The sequence below is a fragment of the Enterobacter sp. ECC-175 genome, from assembly GCF_043968675.1.
GTDB lineage: Bacteria > Pseudomonadota > Gammaproteobacteria > Enterobacterales > Enterobacteriaceae > Enterobacter.
The window spans coordinates 2,667,560-2,683,188 of sequence record NZ_CP143776.1 but is presented as its reverse complement, the minus strand read 5'-3'; the positions used below and the strand labels follow the sequence as shown (position 1 = coordinate 2,683,188).

The window sequence follows — 15,629 nt, the reverse complement described above, 5'->3', positions numbered from 1 at the left end:
GGTGCTGCGGGTCAGTTGGCGACCCTGATCTGCACCGCAAGAGGTCCGTGGCGCTGCAGGACCGGCAGTCCGGAATCCACTTTCCCTAACAGGATCAGTGAACGGGCGTAAGCCCTGCCCCGGGCAAAAATCGCCAGGTTGCCCCAGGGCGCGTAGTAAGTGATATCTCCGGCTTCCGGCGTTATGCCGTCCGGTGCCTGCACCGTGGAAAGCCTGCGCGGCAAGTTGCTTATGCGCTCGATATCGGCATAGTCTTCCAGCGTCAGGCTGAGGGGAAGCAGAGACGCAAAGTCCCGGCCTGTCGGCGTATCAAAGAGGGTGGCGGTGGCGGTTTCTCCCTCCACAATGATCTCAATTTTCACTAGCGTCTCCTGTGCCACTCCCCGGTCGTTGCCACCCGCCACAGCGGACTGCGTGACGAAAAGCAGGCCGGCAAGGAGCAGCAGTGACGTTCTGCGGTAGGCGTTTTGCATAAGGGTTAGCGTTGACTTTTTCATCGCATTATTGTTACCAATATGCAGCGGGTTAACTAGCTAATGAATACTTAATACCCTTATAAGTAAAATTTATAAATGGACCGGAAACGAGCATGGCCAGACGCAATCTCAACGACTTACTCTCTTTCGTCACCGTGGCGCGTGAGGGCAGCTTTACGCGCGCTGCCGCCCAGCTCGGCGTGACCCAGCCCGCACTGAGCCAGGCGATTTCCGGGCTGGAAGAACGGATGCAAATCCGCCTGCTGACAAGGACCACGCGCAGTGTGTCAGTGACGGCTGCCGGGGAACGACTGCTGCAGTCTGTGGGACATCGTATTGATGAGATTGAAGCCGAGCTGGACATGCTGACGGCACTGCGTGATAAACCTGCCGGGACCGTCCGTATTACATGTGGACCTAATGTTCTGAAGACCACGCTGCTGCCAAAGCTGACACCACTGTTACGGGAATATCCTGATATTCATATTGAGTTTGATGCCAACCACGGGTTCCGGGATATCGTTGCGGATCGTTTTGATGCCGGCGTGCGGCTCGGAGACACTATCGACAAAGATATGATAGCCGTACCCATTGGCCCGAAACTGCGCATGGCGGCTGTAGCTTCCCCTGAGTATTTCGCCCGGTGCGCCGCCCCTCAGACGCCACGCGATCTGATGCAACACTGCTGTATTAATGAGCGCATGGTTCAATCGAGGAAAATTTACGCCTGGGAGTTTGAGCAGGAAAACGGTAAATTTCACGTTCGGGTTGAAGGGCAACTGACGTTTAACACATCGGAACACGTCGTTGACGCAGCTCTTGCCGGACTGGGCATTGCCTTTTTACCTGAAGAGGAGTTCGGCACACATCTGCAGGAAGGAAAACTGATCCGCGTGCTTGAAGAATGGTGCCGTCCTTTTCCCGGCTACTATCTTTATTATCCCAGCCGTAAACAGCCTTCCCCAGCGTTTTCACTCGTTGTGGATGCGTTGCGTATTAACCGGAAAATTTAACGCTGAATTATCGGGCCAATATTTCAAGAACGGACGTGAACGTCCGCTTTTGGCACAAAGCGGTCCTGGACATAGTAAGACGCTCCCATTCCGGGGACTGTGCGAAGCTTAGCCGTTTGATTTGTAAGTTTCTCTAGAGCTTCAGAATATATCTTTTGTAAATTATTCAGGTATGACCACCTATCATCCTGCAAATTTTTCAAAAGGTAAGGATTCAGAAAGAAAAACCGGGCATCGCGCCCGGTTCTGCTTCCAACCTAAAAAAGCGCTTAAATGCTCAATCCTCGATTATCCAGCATCGGCTCAATCCTCGGATCGCGCCCGCGCCACTGGCGATACAGTTCAGCTAAATCAGCGCTGTTCCCGCGCGACAAAATCGCCTCGCGGAATTTCTGTCCATTTTCGCGCGTCAGACCGCCCTGCTCGACAAACCACTGATAGCCATCGTCCGCCAGCATCTGGGTCCACAGGTAAGCGTAATACCCCGCCGCGTAGCCGCCGCCGAAGATATGGGCAAAATAGCTGCTGCGGTAGCGCGGCGGCACGGCGGGAAGATCCAGACCCTCTTTTTTGAGCGCGGCCGCTTCAAACGTTTCCACGTCATCCACCGCCCCGGCAATGCTGTGCCAGTTCATGTCCAGCAGCGCGGCGCTCAGCAGCTCCGTCATGTCGTAGCCCTTGTTGAACTGCGTGGCGTTAAGCATATTGTCGCGCAGCGCCTCCGGCATCGGCTCGTTGGTTTTGTAGTGCCGCGCATAGTGGGCAAATACCTGCGGATGGCTGGCCCAGTGCTCGTTGATTTGCGACGGGAACTCGACGAAATCGCGCGGCGTGTTGGTGCCCGACAGCGTGGCGTAGCGCTGGCTGGCGAACAGCCCGTGCAGCGTATGGCCAAACTCGTGGAACAGCGTGATGACATCATCCCAGGAGAGTAATGCGACCTGGCCGCTGGCCGGTTTTTGATAGTTACAGACGTTATATATGACCGGACGCGCGGCAAGCTCACGGGATTGCTCAACGAAGTTCCCCATCCACGCGCCGCCGCCCTTCGAGTCGCGGGCGAAATAGTCGCCGTAGAACAGCGCCATGCCTTCACCGTTCTGGTCGAAAATCTCCCACACGCGCACGTCGGGATGGTAAACGGGAATGTCGAACCGCTCGACGAAGCGGATGCCGAACAGCTGCGTGGCGGCCCAGAATACGCCATCCTCCAGCACGGTGTTCAGCGCAAAATAGGGCCTGATCTGCGACTCGTCCAGCGCGTATTTCGCCAGCCGAACCTGCTCGGCATAAAAGGCCCAGTCCCAGGCCTGCGCCGTAAAGCCGCCCTGCTCGCCGTCAATCACCTTCTGGATGTCAGCCTGCTCGCGCTCCGCGCGGGCGCGCGCGGCGGGGACGATCCCGCGCATAAAGCTCAGCGCCGCGTCGGGCGTTTTCGCCATCTGATCGGCCATGCTCCAGCTGGCGTAGTTATCAAAGCCCAGCAGCTGGGCCTGCCGCGTGCGCAGCGCGGTAAGGCGCAGGATCAGCTGGCGCGTGTCGTTATTATCCCCTTTTTGCGTGCGCAGCCACGCCGCGCTGAAGAGCGCTTCGCGGGTCTGCCGATTGCGCATGGACGCGAGCGCAGGCTGCTGCGTGGTATTCAGCAGCGGAATTAGCCAGCGGCCCTGAAGACCTTTTTCTTCCGCGGCCCGCGCGGCGGCGTCGATGTCATCGTCGCTCAGCCCGTCGAGCAGCGTTACGTCGTCAACCACCAGCCCGCCAGCCTTGTCCGCCGCCAGCAGGCGCTGGTTGAACTGGCTGGTCAGCGCCGCGGCCTCGGTGTTCAGCGCCTTAAGCTCGGCCTTTTGCTCGTCGCTCAGGCGCGCGCCCGCCAGCACGAAATGCTGCCTGGTCTCTTCCACCAGCCGTCGGGATTCGGCATCCAGCGCGTCGCGATCCTGCCAGACGGCCTCCACGCGGGAAAACAGCGCGGCGTTCAGCCAGATATCGTTAGCCAGCCCCGCCAGCTCGGTTGAAAACGCCTCGTCCAGCTCCTGCAGATAATCATTGGTGTGCGCCGAGGTCATGGCGAAGAAAACGCTGCTCACGCGCGACAGCATCGCGCCGCTCTTCTCCAGCGCCAGCACGGTGTTGTCAAAATTCGGCGCCGCGGCTTGGGCGACGATCGCGTCAACGTCGGCGCGCTTCTGGCGCAGGGCTTCATCAAAGGCCGGGCGATAGTGGCTATCGTTGATTTCATCAAAGCGCGGGGCCTGATACGGCAGCAGGCTAATTTCAAAGAAAGGATTATTGACCGACATCTTTCACTCCTGAGAACGGTGTATTCCCCCAGAGTAGGCCACGCCGCCCGCGCCTGCAATGCCGTCATACAAATGCGACCTTAACGCCGCGCCCGGTGGCGTGCTATGGTAGTACTACACAAAAAGCGTTGAGGAACAGTGAGATGATTATTTTAGTAACCGGGGCTACGGCGGGTTTTGGCGAATGCATCACGCGTCGCTTCGTCGCTAACGGACATAAGGTGATTGCGACGGGCCGCCGTCAGGAACGTCTGCAGGAGCTGAAGGATGAGCTCGGCGACAGCATCCTGACCGCACAGCTGGACGTGCGCAACCGCGCCGCCATTGAAGAGATGATTGCCAACCTGCCTGCAGAATGGCGCGCAATTGACGTGCTGGTCAATAACGCCGGTCTGGCGCTGGGCATGGAGCCCGCCCACAAGGCCAGCGTCGAAGACTGGGAAAACATGATCGACACCAACAACAAAGGCCTGGTGTACATGACCCGCGCCGTGCTGCCCGGCATGGTAGAGCGTAACAGCGGCCACATCATCAACATCGGCTCCACGGCGGGCAGTTGGCCCTATGCGGGCGGCAACGTCTACGGCGCCACCAAAGCCTTCGTTCGCCAGTTCAGCCTGAACCTGCGCACCGACCTGCACGGCACCGCGATCCGCGTGACCGACGTTGAGCCGGGCCTGGTGGGTGGCACCGAGTTCTCAAACGTGCGCTTCAAAGGCGACGACGCGAAGGCGGGCAAGACGTACGAAAACGCCAACGCCCTGACCCCGGAAGACGTCACCGAAACGGTATGGTGGGTGGCGACGCTGCCAAAACACGTCAACATCAACACCGTCGAAATGATGCCCGTCAGCCAGAGCTTTGCGGGATTAAGCGTCCATCGCGGCTAGTTGCGGCGCATCACTGCCCTTCCCGGCCCCGCGCCGGGTATGGGACGACTGTTAAAAGAATGGTAGTATGTTCAGGTTAACTCTCTGAGAAATCATATCCATGGCCGCCGAATCGCAACTCAATCCTACCCAGCCCGTTAATCAGCAGATCTACCGCATTTTGCGCCGTGATATCGTTCACTGCCTGATCCCGCCGGGCACGCCGCTCTCGGAAAAAGAGGTGTCGGTTCGGTTTGACGTTTCCCGCCAGCCCGTGCGCGAGGCGTTTATTAAGCTTGCGGAAAACGGCCTGATTCAGATCCGCCCGCAGCGCGGCAGCTACGTGAATAAGATTTCGCTTTCTCAGGTACGAAACGGCTGCTTCGTGCGTCAGGCCATCGAGTGCGCGGTGGTTCGCCGCGCCGCCGCGATGATCGACGACAACCAGTGCTATCTGCTGGAGCAAAACCTGCATCAGCAGCGCGTGGCGATAGAGCGCAAGCAGCTAAACGACTTCTTCCAGCTCGACGATGAGTTTCACCAGAAGCTGGCGCAGATCGCGGACTGCCAGCTGGCGTGGGACACCGTTGAGAATATTAAAGCCACTATCGACCGGGTGCGCTATATGAGCCTCGATCACGTTTCTCCGCCGGAAATGCTGCTCCGACAGCACCATGATATTTTCAGCGCGCTGGAAAAGCGCGATACCGATGCGGTAGAAAACGCGATGACGCTGCACCTGCAGGAAATAAGCGAGTCCGTGCAGCTTATTCGTCAGGAAAATAGCGAGTGGTTCAGCGAGGATTAATAACACCGCATCCCTTCGGATGCGGTGTTATTATTAGCGGACAACCAGAACCGGAATACTTGCATAGCGCAGAATAGATTCGGCATTCGAGCCCAGCAGGTGCGTTGTGATGCTTGGGTTTTTCGAACCAATGACGATGACGTCATATTCCCCTTCTTTGCTCAGGGCGATAATTTCATCCCGCACACTGCCGAAGCGTACCAGGCAGTGAATATCCTCCGGCGCAATATCAAATAGCCTTTTTAGCGCCGTCATCTTTTTCTCTGACTCGGCAATCATATACGCTTCAAACTTCTTAATATCGGCGTTAAAGCCGCGCAGCAAAGAGCGGCTGCTGGCGGGCAGAATGTTTACCAGCGTAATTGACGCGCCTTCCACTTTGGCCAGGTTGGCCGCGTGGCGAACCGCTTTATCGCTCAAGTCCATTTCAAACACATCAACAGGCATCAAAATCTTTTTGTACATAAGCCTGACTCCTTATTCAGATGAAAGGGGTATTTCCTGTTACCAGAGTGCCACTCGCAATATAAACAAACCCTCAACGATAACGTGGGTAAACTATCAGTTCATGAAAACATTTGTCCGTTTTGTAAATAGCCGTCCCGAAGCGTCAACGCCGACCGAAATAAAGAAAAAAGTGTGAGTTTGATCAAAAACAAAAACATTCACCGAAGAGAGGCGTATTTATAGTGGCCGTGAACGGCGTAGCCCAAAATAGCGCCGCAGCGAATACGTTAGAGAGGAGAAATGATCATGATGACATACGACCGTAACCGAAATGCAATTACCACCGGCAGCCGCGTAATGATCAACGGCACGGGCCGCACGGGCATTATTAAGGCGATCCACAGCACCGGGCTGGACGCCGCGCAGGTGCGTCGCGGTAAAACGGTGGAAGTCGAAGGTTGTGAAGGAAAATTTGAGCCGATTGAGCTGATTCGCCTGGGAATGCACTAACCGGCGAGAAGACATGCCGCCGCGAACGGCGGCATGTGTAGCATTAAACCTGCGCGGCGTAGTGCGCCACCGTGGCTTTCGCCCCATTCTCAAGCAGCATCCGATACGCTTTCAATACCGCATCGACAAACGTCGCCTCCTGCGGAAGTTCTCTGCCGAAGATAGCCTCAAGGCCCAGCAGCGCGTTGACGCGGCTTTCGCCTTCTGCGCTGCCGTTTACCGCCGCCTGAATTGCCGCCAGCTGCGGATCGCTCACCTCAATGGCGTTGCCCTGCTCGTCCACGCCGCCGACGTAGCGCATCCAGCCCGCCACGCCCAGCGCCAGCAGCGGGAAGCTTTTCTGATGCACAAGGTGCCAGCGCACGGAGTCCAGCATGCGCTGCGGAAGCTTCTGGCTGCCGTCCATCGCAATTTGCCAGGTGCGGTGGCGCAGCGCCGGGTTGCTGTAGCGAGCGATCAGCAGATCCGCATAGTGTGCTAAATCAACGCCCTTCACCTTCAGCGTCGGCGCCTGCTCTTTCAACATAAGCGCGCGCGCGGCAGCGCGGTAATGTTCGTCTTCCATGCAGTCGTTAATGTGCGCATATCCCGCCAGGTAGCCAAGATACGCGAGGAACGAGTGGCTGCCGTTCAGCATGCGCAGCTTCATCTCTTCAAACGGGATCACGTCGGCAACCAGCTCGGCGCCGGCTTTTTCCCACTGCGGACGGCCCGCAACGAAATTATCCTCAATCACCCACTGGCGGAAAGGCTCGCACGACACGCCTGCCGGGTCGCGCACGCCCGTGAGCTGCGCGATTTTATCCAGCGTCTCGGGAGTGACCGCCGGAACGATGCGGTCCACCATCGTCGACGGGAAGGTGACGTTCGCCTCAATCCAGTCCGCCAGCTCGGCGTCCAGCGCGCGGGCGTAGGCGCAGGTGACGTTGCGCATGACGTGGCCGTTTTCCGGCATGTTGTCGCAGGACATCACGCTGAACGCCGGAAGCCCGGCGGCCCTGCGCCGCGCCAGCGCCTCAACCACCACGCCCGGCGCGGATTTAGGCTGGTGCGGGTTTTGCAGGTCGGCCGCAATCAAGGGGTGATCGAGCATCAGCTTCCCGGTCGCCGGAGAGTGGCAGTAGCCCTTTTCGGTGATCGTCAGGGAGACGATCGCCACCTGCGGCTCGCACATCGCCGCCAGCACGCTTTCCAGCCCGTCGACCTGCGCATGAAGCGCCTTTTTCACTACGCCCACCACGCGGGACGTCCACGCGTCGGCGGACATTTCCGCCACGGTGTAGAGATTATCCTGCGCCTTGAGATCGGCAATCTGCTGCTCGCCGCCAATCAGGTTAACTTCGCAATATCCCCAGTCGCTGGCGTGCTCGGCCGCAAGAATGTCGGCATACACCGCCTGGTGCGCGCGGTGGAACGCGCCGAAACCCAAATGCACAATGCGTGTTTCAAGGCCGTTGCGATCGTACTGAGGCAGCGTCGCCTTCGCCTGTAATAACCGATTTTCCATGATGGTGACTCATAAATAGTGAAGCGGAGATCCGCTGCCGCGCCGAGAATGGCGCGGCAGCGCCTGCTGACTACATCAACTAGAATGGCAGTTGAGGTAAAACGTTCTGCCATTAACCATACCGATGCATCGTTTTCAGATATTGATTTATATTAACTTTTGTCCATGTGGTGTGACATCAAACACAAGTTATGCGACATGTTTAGCAAGATATAAACCATCAACGCCGGGTGGAAAGCGCGCCGTAGGCAACGGAGCCGTTATGCTGAACCTCGGCGGCATCTTCCACCTCGCTCAGGTCGCGGTCGCGCACTTCCGGCATCAAAATGGCGGAAATCAGGCCAATAACGGAGTAGGCGACCAGCATGGCAACGATCGGCCACCAGGAACCGGTCATGTTGCAGAAAATCCCCGCCAGCACCGGACCAAACCCGACCGCCACCAGCCCACCGGCCTCTTTTGAGATCGCCATGCGGGTAAAGCGGTTACGCGAGCCAAACATTTCCGCCATCGTGATGTTTTCCAGCGCGAACAGCCCCAGCACCGCGACGTTATGGATAACGATGATCGAGAGCATAATCACGCCCGGCGCGTAGCTTTTATCAACGATGATCGACAGCATCGGGTACGCCAGAATGATGGCCGAAACGTTGACGATAATGTACGGCACCCGACGCCCGATCTTGTCAGACAGCCAGCCCAGCAGCGGAATGGTGATAAACCCGAGAATGGAGCTGATCATCAGCGCATCGGTTGGTATGGCCTTATCGAACAGCAGCGTCTGTACCAGATAGCCCGCGAGGAAGGTCTGGATCAGGCCGGAGTTGCCCGCCTGGCCGAAGCGAAGGCCGGTTGCCAGCCAGAAGGATTTGCTCTTAAACATTGCGCCCAGGGAAGCCTCCTGCCCCGCAGCGGGCGCGGCGGTTTCGCCTTCGCTCACCTTCTCAAATACCGGGCTTTCCTTGAGGTTCATTCGCAGCCAGATGGCGAAAATCATCACCACCACGCTTGCGAGGAACGGCACGCGCCAGCCCCAGGCGACCAGCTCTTCACGATCGAGCGCAAAGAACATCACCGCCCAGATAGCCGTGGCGCTCAGCGTGCCGCAGTTGGTGCCCATTGCCACCAGCGAGGAGATAATGCCGCGCTTCCCTTTCGGCGCATACTCGGCAAGCATCGTGCCCGCGCCGGAAATTTCCGCCCCGGCCCCCAGCCCCTGAATGATGCGCAGCGTCACCAGCAGCACCGGCGCAAAAATACCGATCTGCGCGTAGGTCGGCAGCACGCCGATAAGCGTGGTACAGATCCCCATCATGGTGATGGTAATAAACAGCACTTTTTTACGTCCGATGCTGTCGCCCATTCGGCCAAAGATAAACGCGCCCACGATGCGCGCAATATAGCCCGCGCCGTAGGTGCCCATCGCCAGGATCAGCGCCATCGCCGCCGACTGCTCCGGGAAGAAGATTTCGTGGAACACCAGCGCCGCGCCCAGCGAATAGAGCTGGAAGTCCATAAACTCCAGGGCCGTGCCGAGCCAGCCGGACACGGCGGCTTTCACCAGATCTGAAGTCGTTCTTTGAGGTTGTGCTTGAGTCATAATGGCTATCTCTAAAAGGTAAGATGCGTACCACTCGAAGCCCGCTCGTGCGGGCCCCTAACCGCGTGAATTATTATTGGTCGAACGTGAGCAAGACTTTGCAGCACTGCCGCTGGTCTTTTTCAAACAGTTCGATTGCATCCGTAACGTGGTGGTAGTCAAACGTGTGGGTAACCAGTTTTTCCGGATCGATAAGCCCCTTTTCCAGCCAGTCGATCACGACCGGGAATTTGTTGGCGTTCAGGCGCGAGGAGAAGATCGACAGCTCTTTGCCGGTGATCCCCTGCTGGACAATCTCGCTCGGGCTGCTGGAGAACCCCATCAGCACGATGCGCGCCGCCGGAGAGGCCAGCGTAATCGCCTCCTGAAGGATGGACGGATGGCAGGCGGCGTCGACGATCAGCGTCGGCCTGATGCCTTTTTCTTCGAGCATCGCAGCGACGGCAGCCTCGCCGTTGTTGAACACCACGTCCGCCCCGCTGCGCTGGGCCATCGCCAGCCGCTCGTCGATGCGGTCGACCACGATGACCTGCTTCACCTTATACACGCCCTTCAGCGCCTGCACGGTGACCAGCCCCATCGGACCCGCGCCGTAGACTAGCGCGACGTCCTGCTCCGTCGGCTTTGCCTGGCCCGTGACGTTAGCGGCAATGGTGAACGGCTCAACCATCACGGCGTGTTTGTCAGGGATGGCGTCAGGAATGTGCCACGCATTCTTCGCGGGGACGACGGCGTATTCGCTGAAGCCACCGTCGCGATGGACGCCCAGCACCACCAGCGACGTGCAGACGTTCGGCTTACCGACGGAGCACGGGTAGCAGTGGCCGCAGCTGATCACCGGGTCTACGGAGACCCGCTGGCCCAGGCGGGCTTCATCAACGCCTTCACCCACCGCGTCGACGATGCCGAAGAACTCGTGGCCAATCACGCGCGGATATTTGGCAAACGGGTTATGCCCGCGGTAGATATGGCTGTCTGAACCGCAGATGCCGGCAAGCTTAATGTTGACGCGGACCTCGCCCGCAGACGGCACGGGGATCGGGCGTTCTTCAATGACCAGCTCGTTCGGCTGTTGAATGACTACGCTTTTCATCGGTTGCTCCTCGTTTACCAGTTCCACAGCGTGCCGTCTTCAAGACGGGCGACCGGAAGATAGGCCGGATCGTACGGGTATTTCGCCGCCAGCTTTTCGTCAAACTCAATGCCCAGCCCCGGCCTGTCGCCCGGATGCATGTAGCCGTTGTCAAAGCGCCAGCTGTGCGGGAAGACCTCCAGCATCTGTTCGGAGTAGCCCATGTACTCCTGCACGCCGAAGTTCGGCACCCACAGGTCGAAATGCAGCGCGGCGGCGTGGCAAATTGGCGACAGGTCCGACGGCCCGTGCGAGCCGGTGCGCACCTGATAAAGTGACGCAAAATCGGCGATGCGGCGCATTCCGGTGATCCCGCCCGCATGGGTAATGGTGGCGCGGATATAGTCGATCAGCTGCTCTTCAATCAGCTGCTTGCAGTCCCAGATGCTGTTAAACACTTCGCCCACGGCAATCGGCGTAACGGTGTGCTGGCGAATCAGGCGGAAGCACTCCTGGTTTTCCGCAGGCGTTGGATCCTCCATCCAGAACATGCGGAACTCCTCGATGCTTTTACCAAAGCGCGCCGCTTCGATAGGCGTCAGGCGGTGATGCATGTCGTGCAGCAGGTGCTCGTTGAAGCCAAACTTGCTGCGCACCGCGTCGAACAGCTTCGGCGTGAAGTCGAGATATTTTTCGGTGGACCAGAGCTGCTCTTCCGGCCAGTCGCCCTTGGTCGCAGGCTCGTACGCCAGCCCTTTTCCCTTAGACATGCCGTAGGTGGTTTTCATTCCCGGCACGCCGCACTGCACGCGGATCGCCTTGAAGCCCATCTCCTTATGGCGGGCGTAATCCTCAAGCACGTCGTCAATGGTATGCCCGGTGGTATGGCAATAGACCATCACCCCTTCGCGGGACGCACCGCCCAGCAGCTGGTAAAGGGGCATGTTGGCCGCTTTGGCCTTGATATCCCACAGCGCCATGTCCACGGCGGAAATCGCCGACATGGTGACCGGGCCGCGGCGCCAGTACGCCCCTTTATAAAAGAACTGCCAGATATCTTCGATGCGATGCGCGTCGCGGCCAATCAGCTGCGGGCAAAGGTGATCCTTCAGGTAAGAGGCAACGGACAGCTCGCGCCCGTTCAGCGTGGCATCGCCAAGGCCGACGATCCCCTCGTCGGTGGTGATTTTAAGGGTGACAAAATTACGCCCCGGGCAGGTGACAAAGACTTCGGCCCCGACAATCTTCATAGGTGATTCCTTACATCTGGTGTTGTGATGCAGGAAATTTACGCAACTACACTACTACCATACAAGTATAATGATCATAAAATCAGCGAGCGGTCACAAAATCAGTGGCGCTTATGCGCGCCCCCAGCCTGCCACGACGATCAGCATACCGCACAGCGCGATCAGCGCGCCCGCCCAGTCGAACAGGCTCAGCCTGACGCCGTCCACTACGCGCAGCCACAGCAGCGCCGTACATACGTAAACCCCGCCGTAGGCAGCATAAACCCGCCCGCTGGCCGCCGGGTGTAGCGTCAGCAGCCAGACGAAGAGCGCCAGCGCAATACCCGCCGGAATGAGCAGCAAAACAGACCCGTTCTTTTTCAGCCAAAGCCAGGGTAAGAAACAGCCGATGATTTCACACAGCGCGGTGGCGAAAAAAAGCAACGTCGTTTTGATCATTTTTAGCGTTTCGTGAGGATTGATTTAACCATCATACCCGATAATGACACGATATATTCCATATCCGCCGGGTGGATATCGTGCCATTTCGGTTTGGTATAAAATTCGAACGGGTTATACTGCTCGTCTGCACCATTTTTAAGGATCACGTTATGAGTACTATACGCAAACGCCTTTGTCTGACCGCCCTGCTGGCGCTGTCATCGTTCGCCTTCGCCAACGCGGCATCTGCCGAAACCAGCAAGCTGATCATTGAGTCGGGCGACAGCGCGCAGAGCCGTCAAAACGCCGCCATGGACAAAGAACAGTGGAATGACACCCGCAATCTTCGCCATAAGGTGAACAAACGCGCGGAAAAAGAGTGGGACAAAGAGGATGTGGCCTTCGACGCGCGCGACAAGTGCCAGCAGAGCGCGAACGTGAACGCCTACTGGGAGCCAAACACCCTGCGCTGCCTCGATCGCCGCACCGGCCGCACGGTTGCCCCTTAATTTCACGGAGTGAAAATGACCGCCAAAGTTGACGTTAAGCTTCGTCCGCTGGAGCGCGAGGACCTGCGCTTCGTCCACCAGCTCGACAACAATGCCAGCGTGATGCGCTACTGGTTCGAAGAGCCTTACGAGGCGTTCGTCGAGCTGTCGGATCTTTACGACAAACACATCCACGATCAGAGCGAGCGCCGCTTCGTGGTGGAGTGTAACGGAGAGAAAGCCGGTCTGGTGGAGCTGGTTGAGATTAACCACGTTCACCGCCGGGCAGAGTTTCAGATCATCATTTCCCCGGAGTATCAGGGAAAGGGCCTCGCCTCCCGGGCGGCGCGCCTGGCGATGGACTACGGGTTCAACGTCCTGAACCTGTACAAGCTCTATCTCATCGTTGATAAAGAGAATGAAAAAGCGATCCACATTTACCGCAAGCTGGGCTTCCAGGTTGAAGGCGAGCTGATTCACGAGTTCTTTATCAACGGCGAGTACCGCAACACTATCCGCATGTGCATTTTCCAGCACCAGCACCTGGCCGAACACAAGCCTGCCGGCTCTACCCTGCTGAAACCTACCGCGCAGTAAGCTGCGCGGTTTTTCCTCTCTCGCTATTTCCCGACTACAGCACCAGGACGGCGTTCAGCGCCTGGGCGTGGGTCACTCTTTTTCCGCGTAACTGTAGCCGTAGTGGTGATAGCCGTAGCCGTACTGGCTGCTGGCGCGTTTGACTACCCCGTTGAGGATCGCGCCCTTGATGTTCACGCCGCCCTGCTCCAGGCGCTGCACGCAGACGGTCATCTCCTTCACGCTGTTCATGCCAAATCGCGCAACGACCAGGCTGGTGCCGGCGATGCGGCCAATCACCGCGGCGTCGGTCACTGCCAGAATCGGCGGGGTATCGATAATCACCATGTCGTAGCGCTCGCTGGCCCACGTCATCAGCGCGCTAAAACGCGCGTGCATCAGCAGCTCCGCCGGGTTTGGCGGCACCTGCCCGCGGGTTAGTACGTCAAATCCGCCCTTATCGAAGGAGCGAATCGCCCGTTCAGCCTCGGCGGTACCCGCCAGCACGTCCGACAGCCCGGTGCTGTTTTCCAGTGAAAACAGCTCGTGCGAGTAGCCGCGGCGCATGTCCGCATCGATGAACAGCACCTTCTGCCCGGACTGCGCCACGATCGCCGCCAGCGAACTGCTAACGAAGGTCTTCCCGCTGTCCGGGGTCGCGCCGGAAATCATCAGCAGATTATTCGACGACTCCATCATCGCGAAGTGCAGGCTGGTGCGCAGGCCGCGAACCGCCTCGACCGCCAGATCGATCGGGTTATCCACCGCGAGGAACGGCACGTTTTTGGTGCGGTGGCGGAAGGTGGTGGAGAAGATATTCTTGCTGCGCAGCCGCGTTTTTTTCTCCAGCCATTCGGACACGGGCACGGTGGCATACACGCTTATCCCCTGCTCCTCGAGCTGTTCCGGGGATTCAATGCCCCGGCGCAGCATCGCGCGCGCCAGCACCAGGCCAACGGAAACAAACAGGCCAAGGATCAGCCCCAGCACCACGATCAGCGCCTTCTTCGGCCTGATCGGCTGCGGCTGCGCCACCGCGGGATCGATGATGCGCACGTTACCGATCGCGCTCGACTGCGCAATGCTCAGCTCCTGCTGGCGGTTGAGCAGCTGTAGATAGACCGCGCGTCCGGACTCCACGTCGCGGCTCAGGCGCAGCACCTCCTGCTGGGTTTCGGGCATCGCGGAAACGCGCTTGTTAAGGCGCTTTTTTTCCTGTTCCAGCGTTTGGCGCTTATCCATCAGCGCCTTGTAGGTCGGGTGATCTTTCTTATACAGCTGTGAAATTTCGGCTTCGCGGAAGGTCAGCTCGTTCAGCTGATTGTCGGTGTTCACAATCTGCTCCAGCACCGATTTGGCTTCCAGATTGAGGTCAACCGAATCACGCGCCTGGCGATAGCTGTTGAGCTTGTCTTCGGCCTCGTCTAGATCGCCGCGCACCTTCGGCAGCTGGCGTTGCAGGAACTCCAGGCTGCGAGAATCCTGCGCGGCCTGGCGGGCAATATTTTGCTGCAGGTAGTTATCCGCAATGCTGTTAAGCACCCGGGCGATCAGCTGCGGGTCCTCACCGGTCATGGTCAGCCCCAGCATGCCGCTGTCCTTGCTGCGTTCGCTGACGGTGAAGTTGAGCTGCAAATTGTTGATCGCTTCCAGCTCCGACTGCTGGCTAAGCGTAAACTGCGTGCCCGGCCTTGCCTGGATATCCGAAATTTTCAGCGATATACCGTTCACATCCAGCAGCTGGCCCAGCGTGCCGTTCGCGCTGACGTTTTCCCCTTCCAGGCGATAACGCCCTTCCTCTTCGACGGTCAGCGTCAGGGTTTGCGGCTGGCCGTAAAGGCGAGGAATGTTCATCCAGCTTATTGCCAGCTCGCCCGGCCGCTCGCCGGTTAAGCGCGCCCAGCCGCGGCCGAATACCGGGAAGTATTTTTGCTGAACCACGTTGCGCAGGCTGAGATCGTCAATGGTTTTACCGAGGATCATCCTGGACTGCAGCAGCTGCATTTCAGGCGCCGCCTCCGGCGAGGCGTTCGGCATCATCTGGCTCAGGCTGCTGAGCAGCGCGTTGCCCTGCTTTTGCTCTACCTGAATCATGGCGTCCGCCTGGTAAACGGGCGTGGAGAACAGGGCATAGGTTACCGCGACGGCGGTAAAAAGCGTGGTAATACCGACGATCGGCTTCACGTGATCGAGAAGTTCGCCAAGCAGACGCCCAAGATCGATCTCGTTCTGCGCTGCGGCAGCGCCCTGCGGCGCGCTAAGGTTTTTGGTCGACATAAAACTGCTTCCG

Annotated in this window: 15 protein-coding genes; 6 read left to right on the top strand and 9 right to left on the bottom strand. The window is 58.4% G+C overall.

The window, feature by feature from the left end:
- Positions 1-11 precede the first annotated feature (11 nt).
- The gene (locus tag V1599_RS12830; RefSeq protein WP_395300179.1) at positions 12-497 is read right to left on the bottom strand and encodes a cyclophilin-like fold protein; all 486 of its coding nucleotides are present in this window, start codon (positions 495-497) and stop codon (positions 12-14) included.
- 92 nt (positions 498-589) lie between these two features.
- Between V1599_RS12830 and V1599_RS12825 the strand changes: the two genes are divergently transcribed.
- A complete protein-coding gene (locus tag V1599_RS12825) occupies positions 590-1,489 on the top strand; it encodes a LysR family transcriptional regulator (protein WP_395300178.1) in 900 nt (299 codons plus the stop codon).
- Positions 1,490-1,758: 269 nt separating this feature from the next.
- Here the strand turns inward: V1599_RS12825 and dcp are convergent, their stop codons facing one another.
- Positions 1,759-3,792 (bottom strand): peptidyl-dipeptidase Dcp, encoded by a 2,034-nt coding sequence (gene dcp / locus V1599_RS12820; protein ID WP_395300177.1) that lies wholly within the window; start codon positions 3,790-3,792, stop codon positions 1,759-1,761.
- Positions 3,793-3,935: 143 nt separating this feature from the next.
- On the opposite strand from dcp, the gene ydfG reads away from it, so the two are divergent.
- Both ydfG and V1599_RS12810 read left to right on the top strand, forming a co-directional pair.
- Positions 3,936-4,682: a bifunctional NADP-dependent 3-hydroxy acid dehydrogenase/3-hydroxypropionate dehydrogenase YdfG gene (gene ydfG, locus V1599_RS12815; protein ID WP_006175045.1), complete on the top strand. Its 747-nt coding sequence runs from the start codon at positions 3,936-3,938 to the stop codon at positions 4,680-4,682.
- A 100-nt stretch (positions 4,683-4,782) separates the two neighbouring features.
- Entirely contained in the window at positions 4,783-5,469 is a 687-nt protein-coding gene (locus V1599_RS12810; protein WP_395300176.1) for a GntR family transcriptional regulator, read from the top strand.
- 33 nt (positions 5,470-5,502) lie between these two features.
- Here V1599_RS12810 and V1599_RS12805 read toward each other — a convergent pair whose 3' ends face one another.
- Positions 5,503-5,934: a universal stress protein gene (locus tag V1599_RS12805; RefSeq protein WP_371187264.1), complete on the bottom strand. Its 432-nt coding sequence runs from the start codon at positions 5,932-5,934 to the stop codon at positions 5,503-5,505.
- 288 nt (positions 5,935-6,222) lie between these two features.
- Between V1599_RS12805 and ydfZ the strand changes: the two genes are divergently transcribed.
- Positions 6,223-6,426 (top strand): putative selenium delivery protein YdfZ, encoded by a 204-nt coding sequence (gene ydfZ, locus V1599_RS12800; RefSeq protein WP_371187262.1) that lies wholly within the window; start codon positions 6,223-6,225, stop codon positions 6,424-6,426.
- A gap of 43 nt (positions 6,427-6,469) precedes the next feature.
- Here ydfZ and V1599_RS12795 read toward each other — a convergent pair whose 3' ends face one another.
- The 5 genes from V1599_RS12795 to V1599_RS12775 form a co-directional block, all read right to left on the bottom strand.
- On the bottom strand, positions 6,470-7,933 hold the full coding sequence (locus V1599_RS12795; RefSeq protein ID WP_395300175.1) for a mannitol dehydrogenase family protein: 1,464 nt from the start codon (positions 7,931-7,933) through the stop codon (positions 6,470-6,472).
- A gap of 220 nt (positions 7,934-8,153) precedes the next feature.
- On the bottom strand, positions 8,154-9,533 hold the full coding sequence (locus tag V1599_RS12790; RefSeq protein WP_395300174.1) for an MFS transporter: 1,380 nt from the start codon (positions 9,531-9,533) through the stop codon (positions 8,154-8,156).
- Positions 9,534-9,606: 73 nt separating this feature from the next.
- Positions 9,607-10,626 carry a Zn-dependent oxidoreductase gene (locus tag V1599_RS12785; RefSeq protein ID WP_297122631.1) on the bottom strand — a complete coding sequence of 340 codons (1,020 nt, stop codon included), beginning with the start codon at positions 10,624-10,626 and terminating at the stop codon, positions 9,607-9,609.
- A 14-nt stretch (positions 10,627-10,640) separates the two neighbouring features.
- A complete protein-coding gene (manD, locus tag V1599_RS12780) occupies positions 10,641-11,855 on the bottom strand; it encodes a D-mannonate dehydratase ManD (protein WP_297122630.1) in 1,215 nt (404 codons plus the stop codon).
- Between the two features lie 111 nt (positions 11,856-11,966).
- Positions 11,967-12,293, bottom strand: a complete 327-nt coding sequence (locus V1599_RS12775) for a YnfA family protein (protein ID WP_112009896.1) — start codon at positions 12,291-12,293, stop codon at positions 11,967-11,969.
- A gap of 152 nt (positions 12,294-12,445) precedes the next feature.
- Here V1599_RS12775 and V1599_RS12770 point away from each other — a divergent pair, with 152 nt between their 5' ends.
- Entirely contained in the window at positions 12,446-12,784 is a 339-nt protein-coding gene (locus tag V1599_RS12770; protein ID WP_395300173.1) for a DUF1283 family protein, read from the top strand.
- Between the two features lie 15 nt (positions 12,785-12,799).
- A complete protein-coding gene (speG, locus tag V1599_RS12765; RefSeq protein ID WP_112009894.1) occupies positions 12,800-13,360 on the top strand; it encodes a spermidine N1-acetyltransferase in 561 nt (186 codons plus the stop codon).
- A 72-nt stretch (positions 13,361-13,432) separates the two neighbouring features.
- Here speG and etk read toward each other — a convergent pair whose 3' ends face one another.
- Entirely contained in the window at positions 13,433-15,616 is a 2,184-nt protein-coding gene (gene etk / locus V1599_RS12760) for a tyrosine-protein kinase (RefSeq protein WP_395300172.1), read from the bottom strand.
- Between the last annotated feature and the right edge of the window lie 13 nt (positions 15,617-15,629).

Excerpts from the sequence above, each read along its gene's own strand:
- manD (WP_297122630.1), bottom strand. The coding sequence starts at position 11,855 with ATGAAGATTGTCGGGGCCGAAGTCTTTGTCACCTGCCCGGGGCGTAAT.
- V1599_RS12775 (WP_112009896.1), bottom strand. The coding sequence starts at position 12,293 with ATGATCAAAACGACGTTGCTTTTTTTCGCCACCGCGCTGTGTGAAATC.
- V1599_RS12785 (WP_297122631.1), bottom strand. The coding sequence starts at position 10,626 with ATGAAAAGCGTAGTCATTCAACAGCCGAACGAGCTGGTCATTGAAGAA.
- V1599_RS12770 (WP_395300173.1), top strand. The coding sequence starts at position 12,446 with ATGAGTACTATACGCAAACGCCTTTGTCTGACCGCCCTGCTGGCGCTG.
- ydfG (WP_006175045.1), top strand. The coding sequence starts at position 3,936 with ATGATTATTTTAGTAACCGGGGCTACGGCGGGTTTTGGCGAATGCATC.
- V1599_RS12790 (WP_395300174.1), bottom strand. The coding sequence starts at position 9,533 with ATGACTCAAGCACAACCTCAAAGAACGACTTCAGATCTGGTGAAAGCC.
- V1599_RS12795 (WP_395300175.1), bottom strand. The coding sequence starts at position 7,933 with ATGGAAAATCGGTTATTACAGGCGAAGGCGACGCTGCCTCAGTACGAT.
- dcp (WP_395300177.1), bottom strand. The coding sequence starts at position 3,792 with ATGTCGGTCAATAATCCTTTCTTTGAAATTAGCCTGCTGCCGTATCAG.
- V1599_RS12825 (WP_395300178.1), top strand. The coding sequence starts at position 590 with ATGGCCAGACGCAATCTCAACGACTTACTCTCTTTCGTCACCGTGGCG.
- V1599_RS12830 (WP_395300179.1), bottom strand. The coding sequence starts at position 497 with ATGAAAAAGTCAACGCTAACCCTTATGCAAAACGCCTACCGCAGAACG.
- ydfZ (WP_371187262.1), top strand. The coding sequence starts at position 6,223 with ATGATGACATACGACCGTAACCGAAATGCAATTACCACCGGCAGCCGC.
- V1599_RS12805 (WP_371187264.1), bottom strand. The coding sequence starts at position 5,934 with ATGTACAAAAAGATTTTGATGCCTGTTGATGTGTTTGAAATGGACTTG.
- speG (WP_112009894.1), top strand. The coding sequence starts at position 12,800 with ATGACCGCCAAAGTTGACGTTAAGCTTCGTCCGCTGGAGCGCGAGGAC.
- V1599_RS12810 (WP_395300176.1), top strand. The coding sequence starts at position 4,783 with ATGGCCGCCGAATCGCAACTCAATCCTACCCAGCCCGTTAATCAGCAG.
- etk (WP_395300172.1), bottom strand. The coding sequence starts at position 15,616 with ATGTCGACCAAAAACCTTAGCGCGCCGCAGGGCGCTGCCGCAGCGCAG.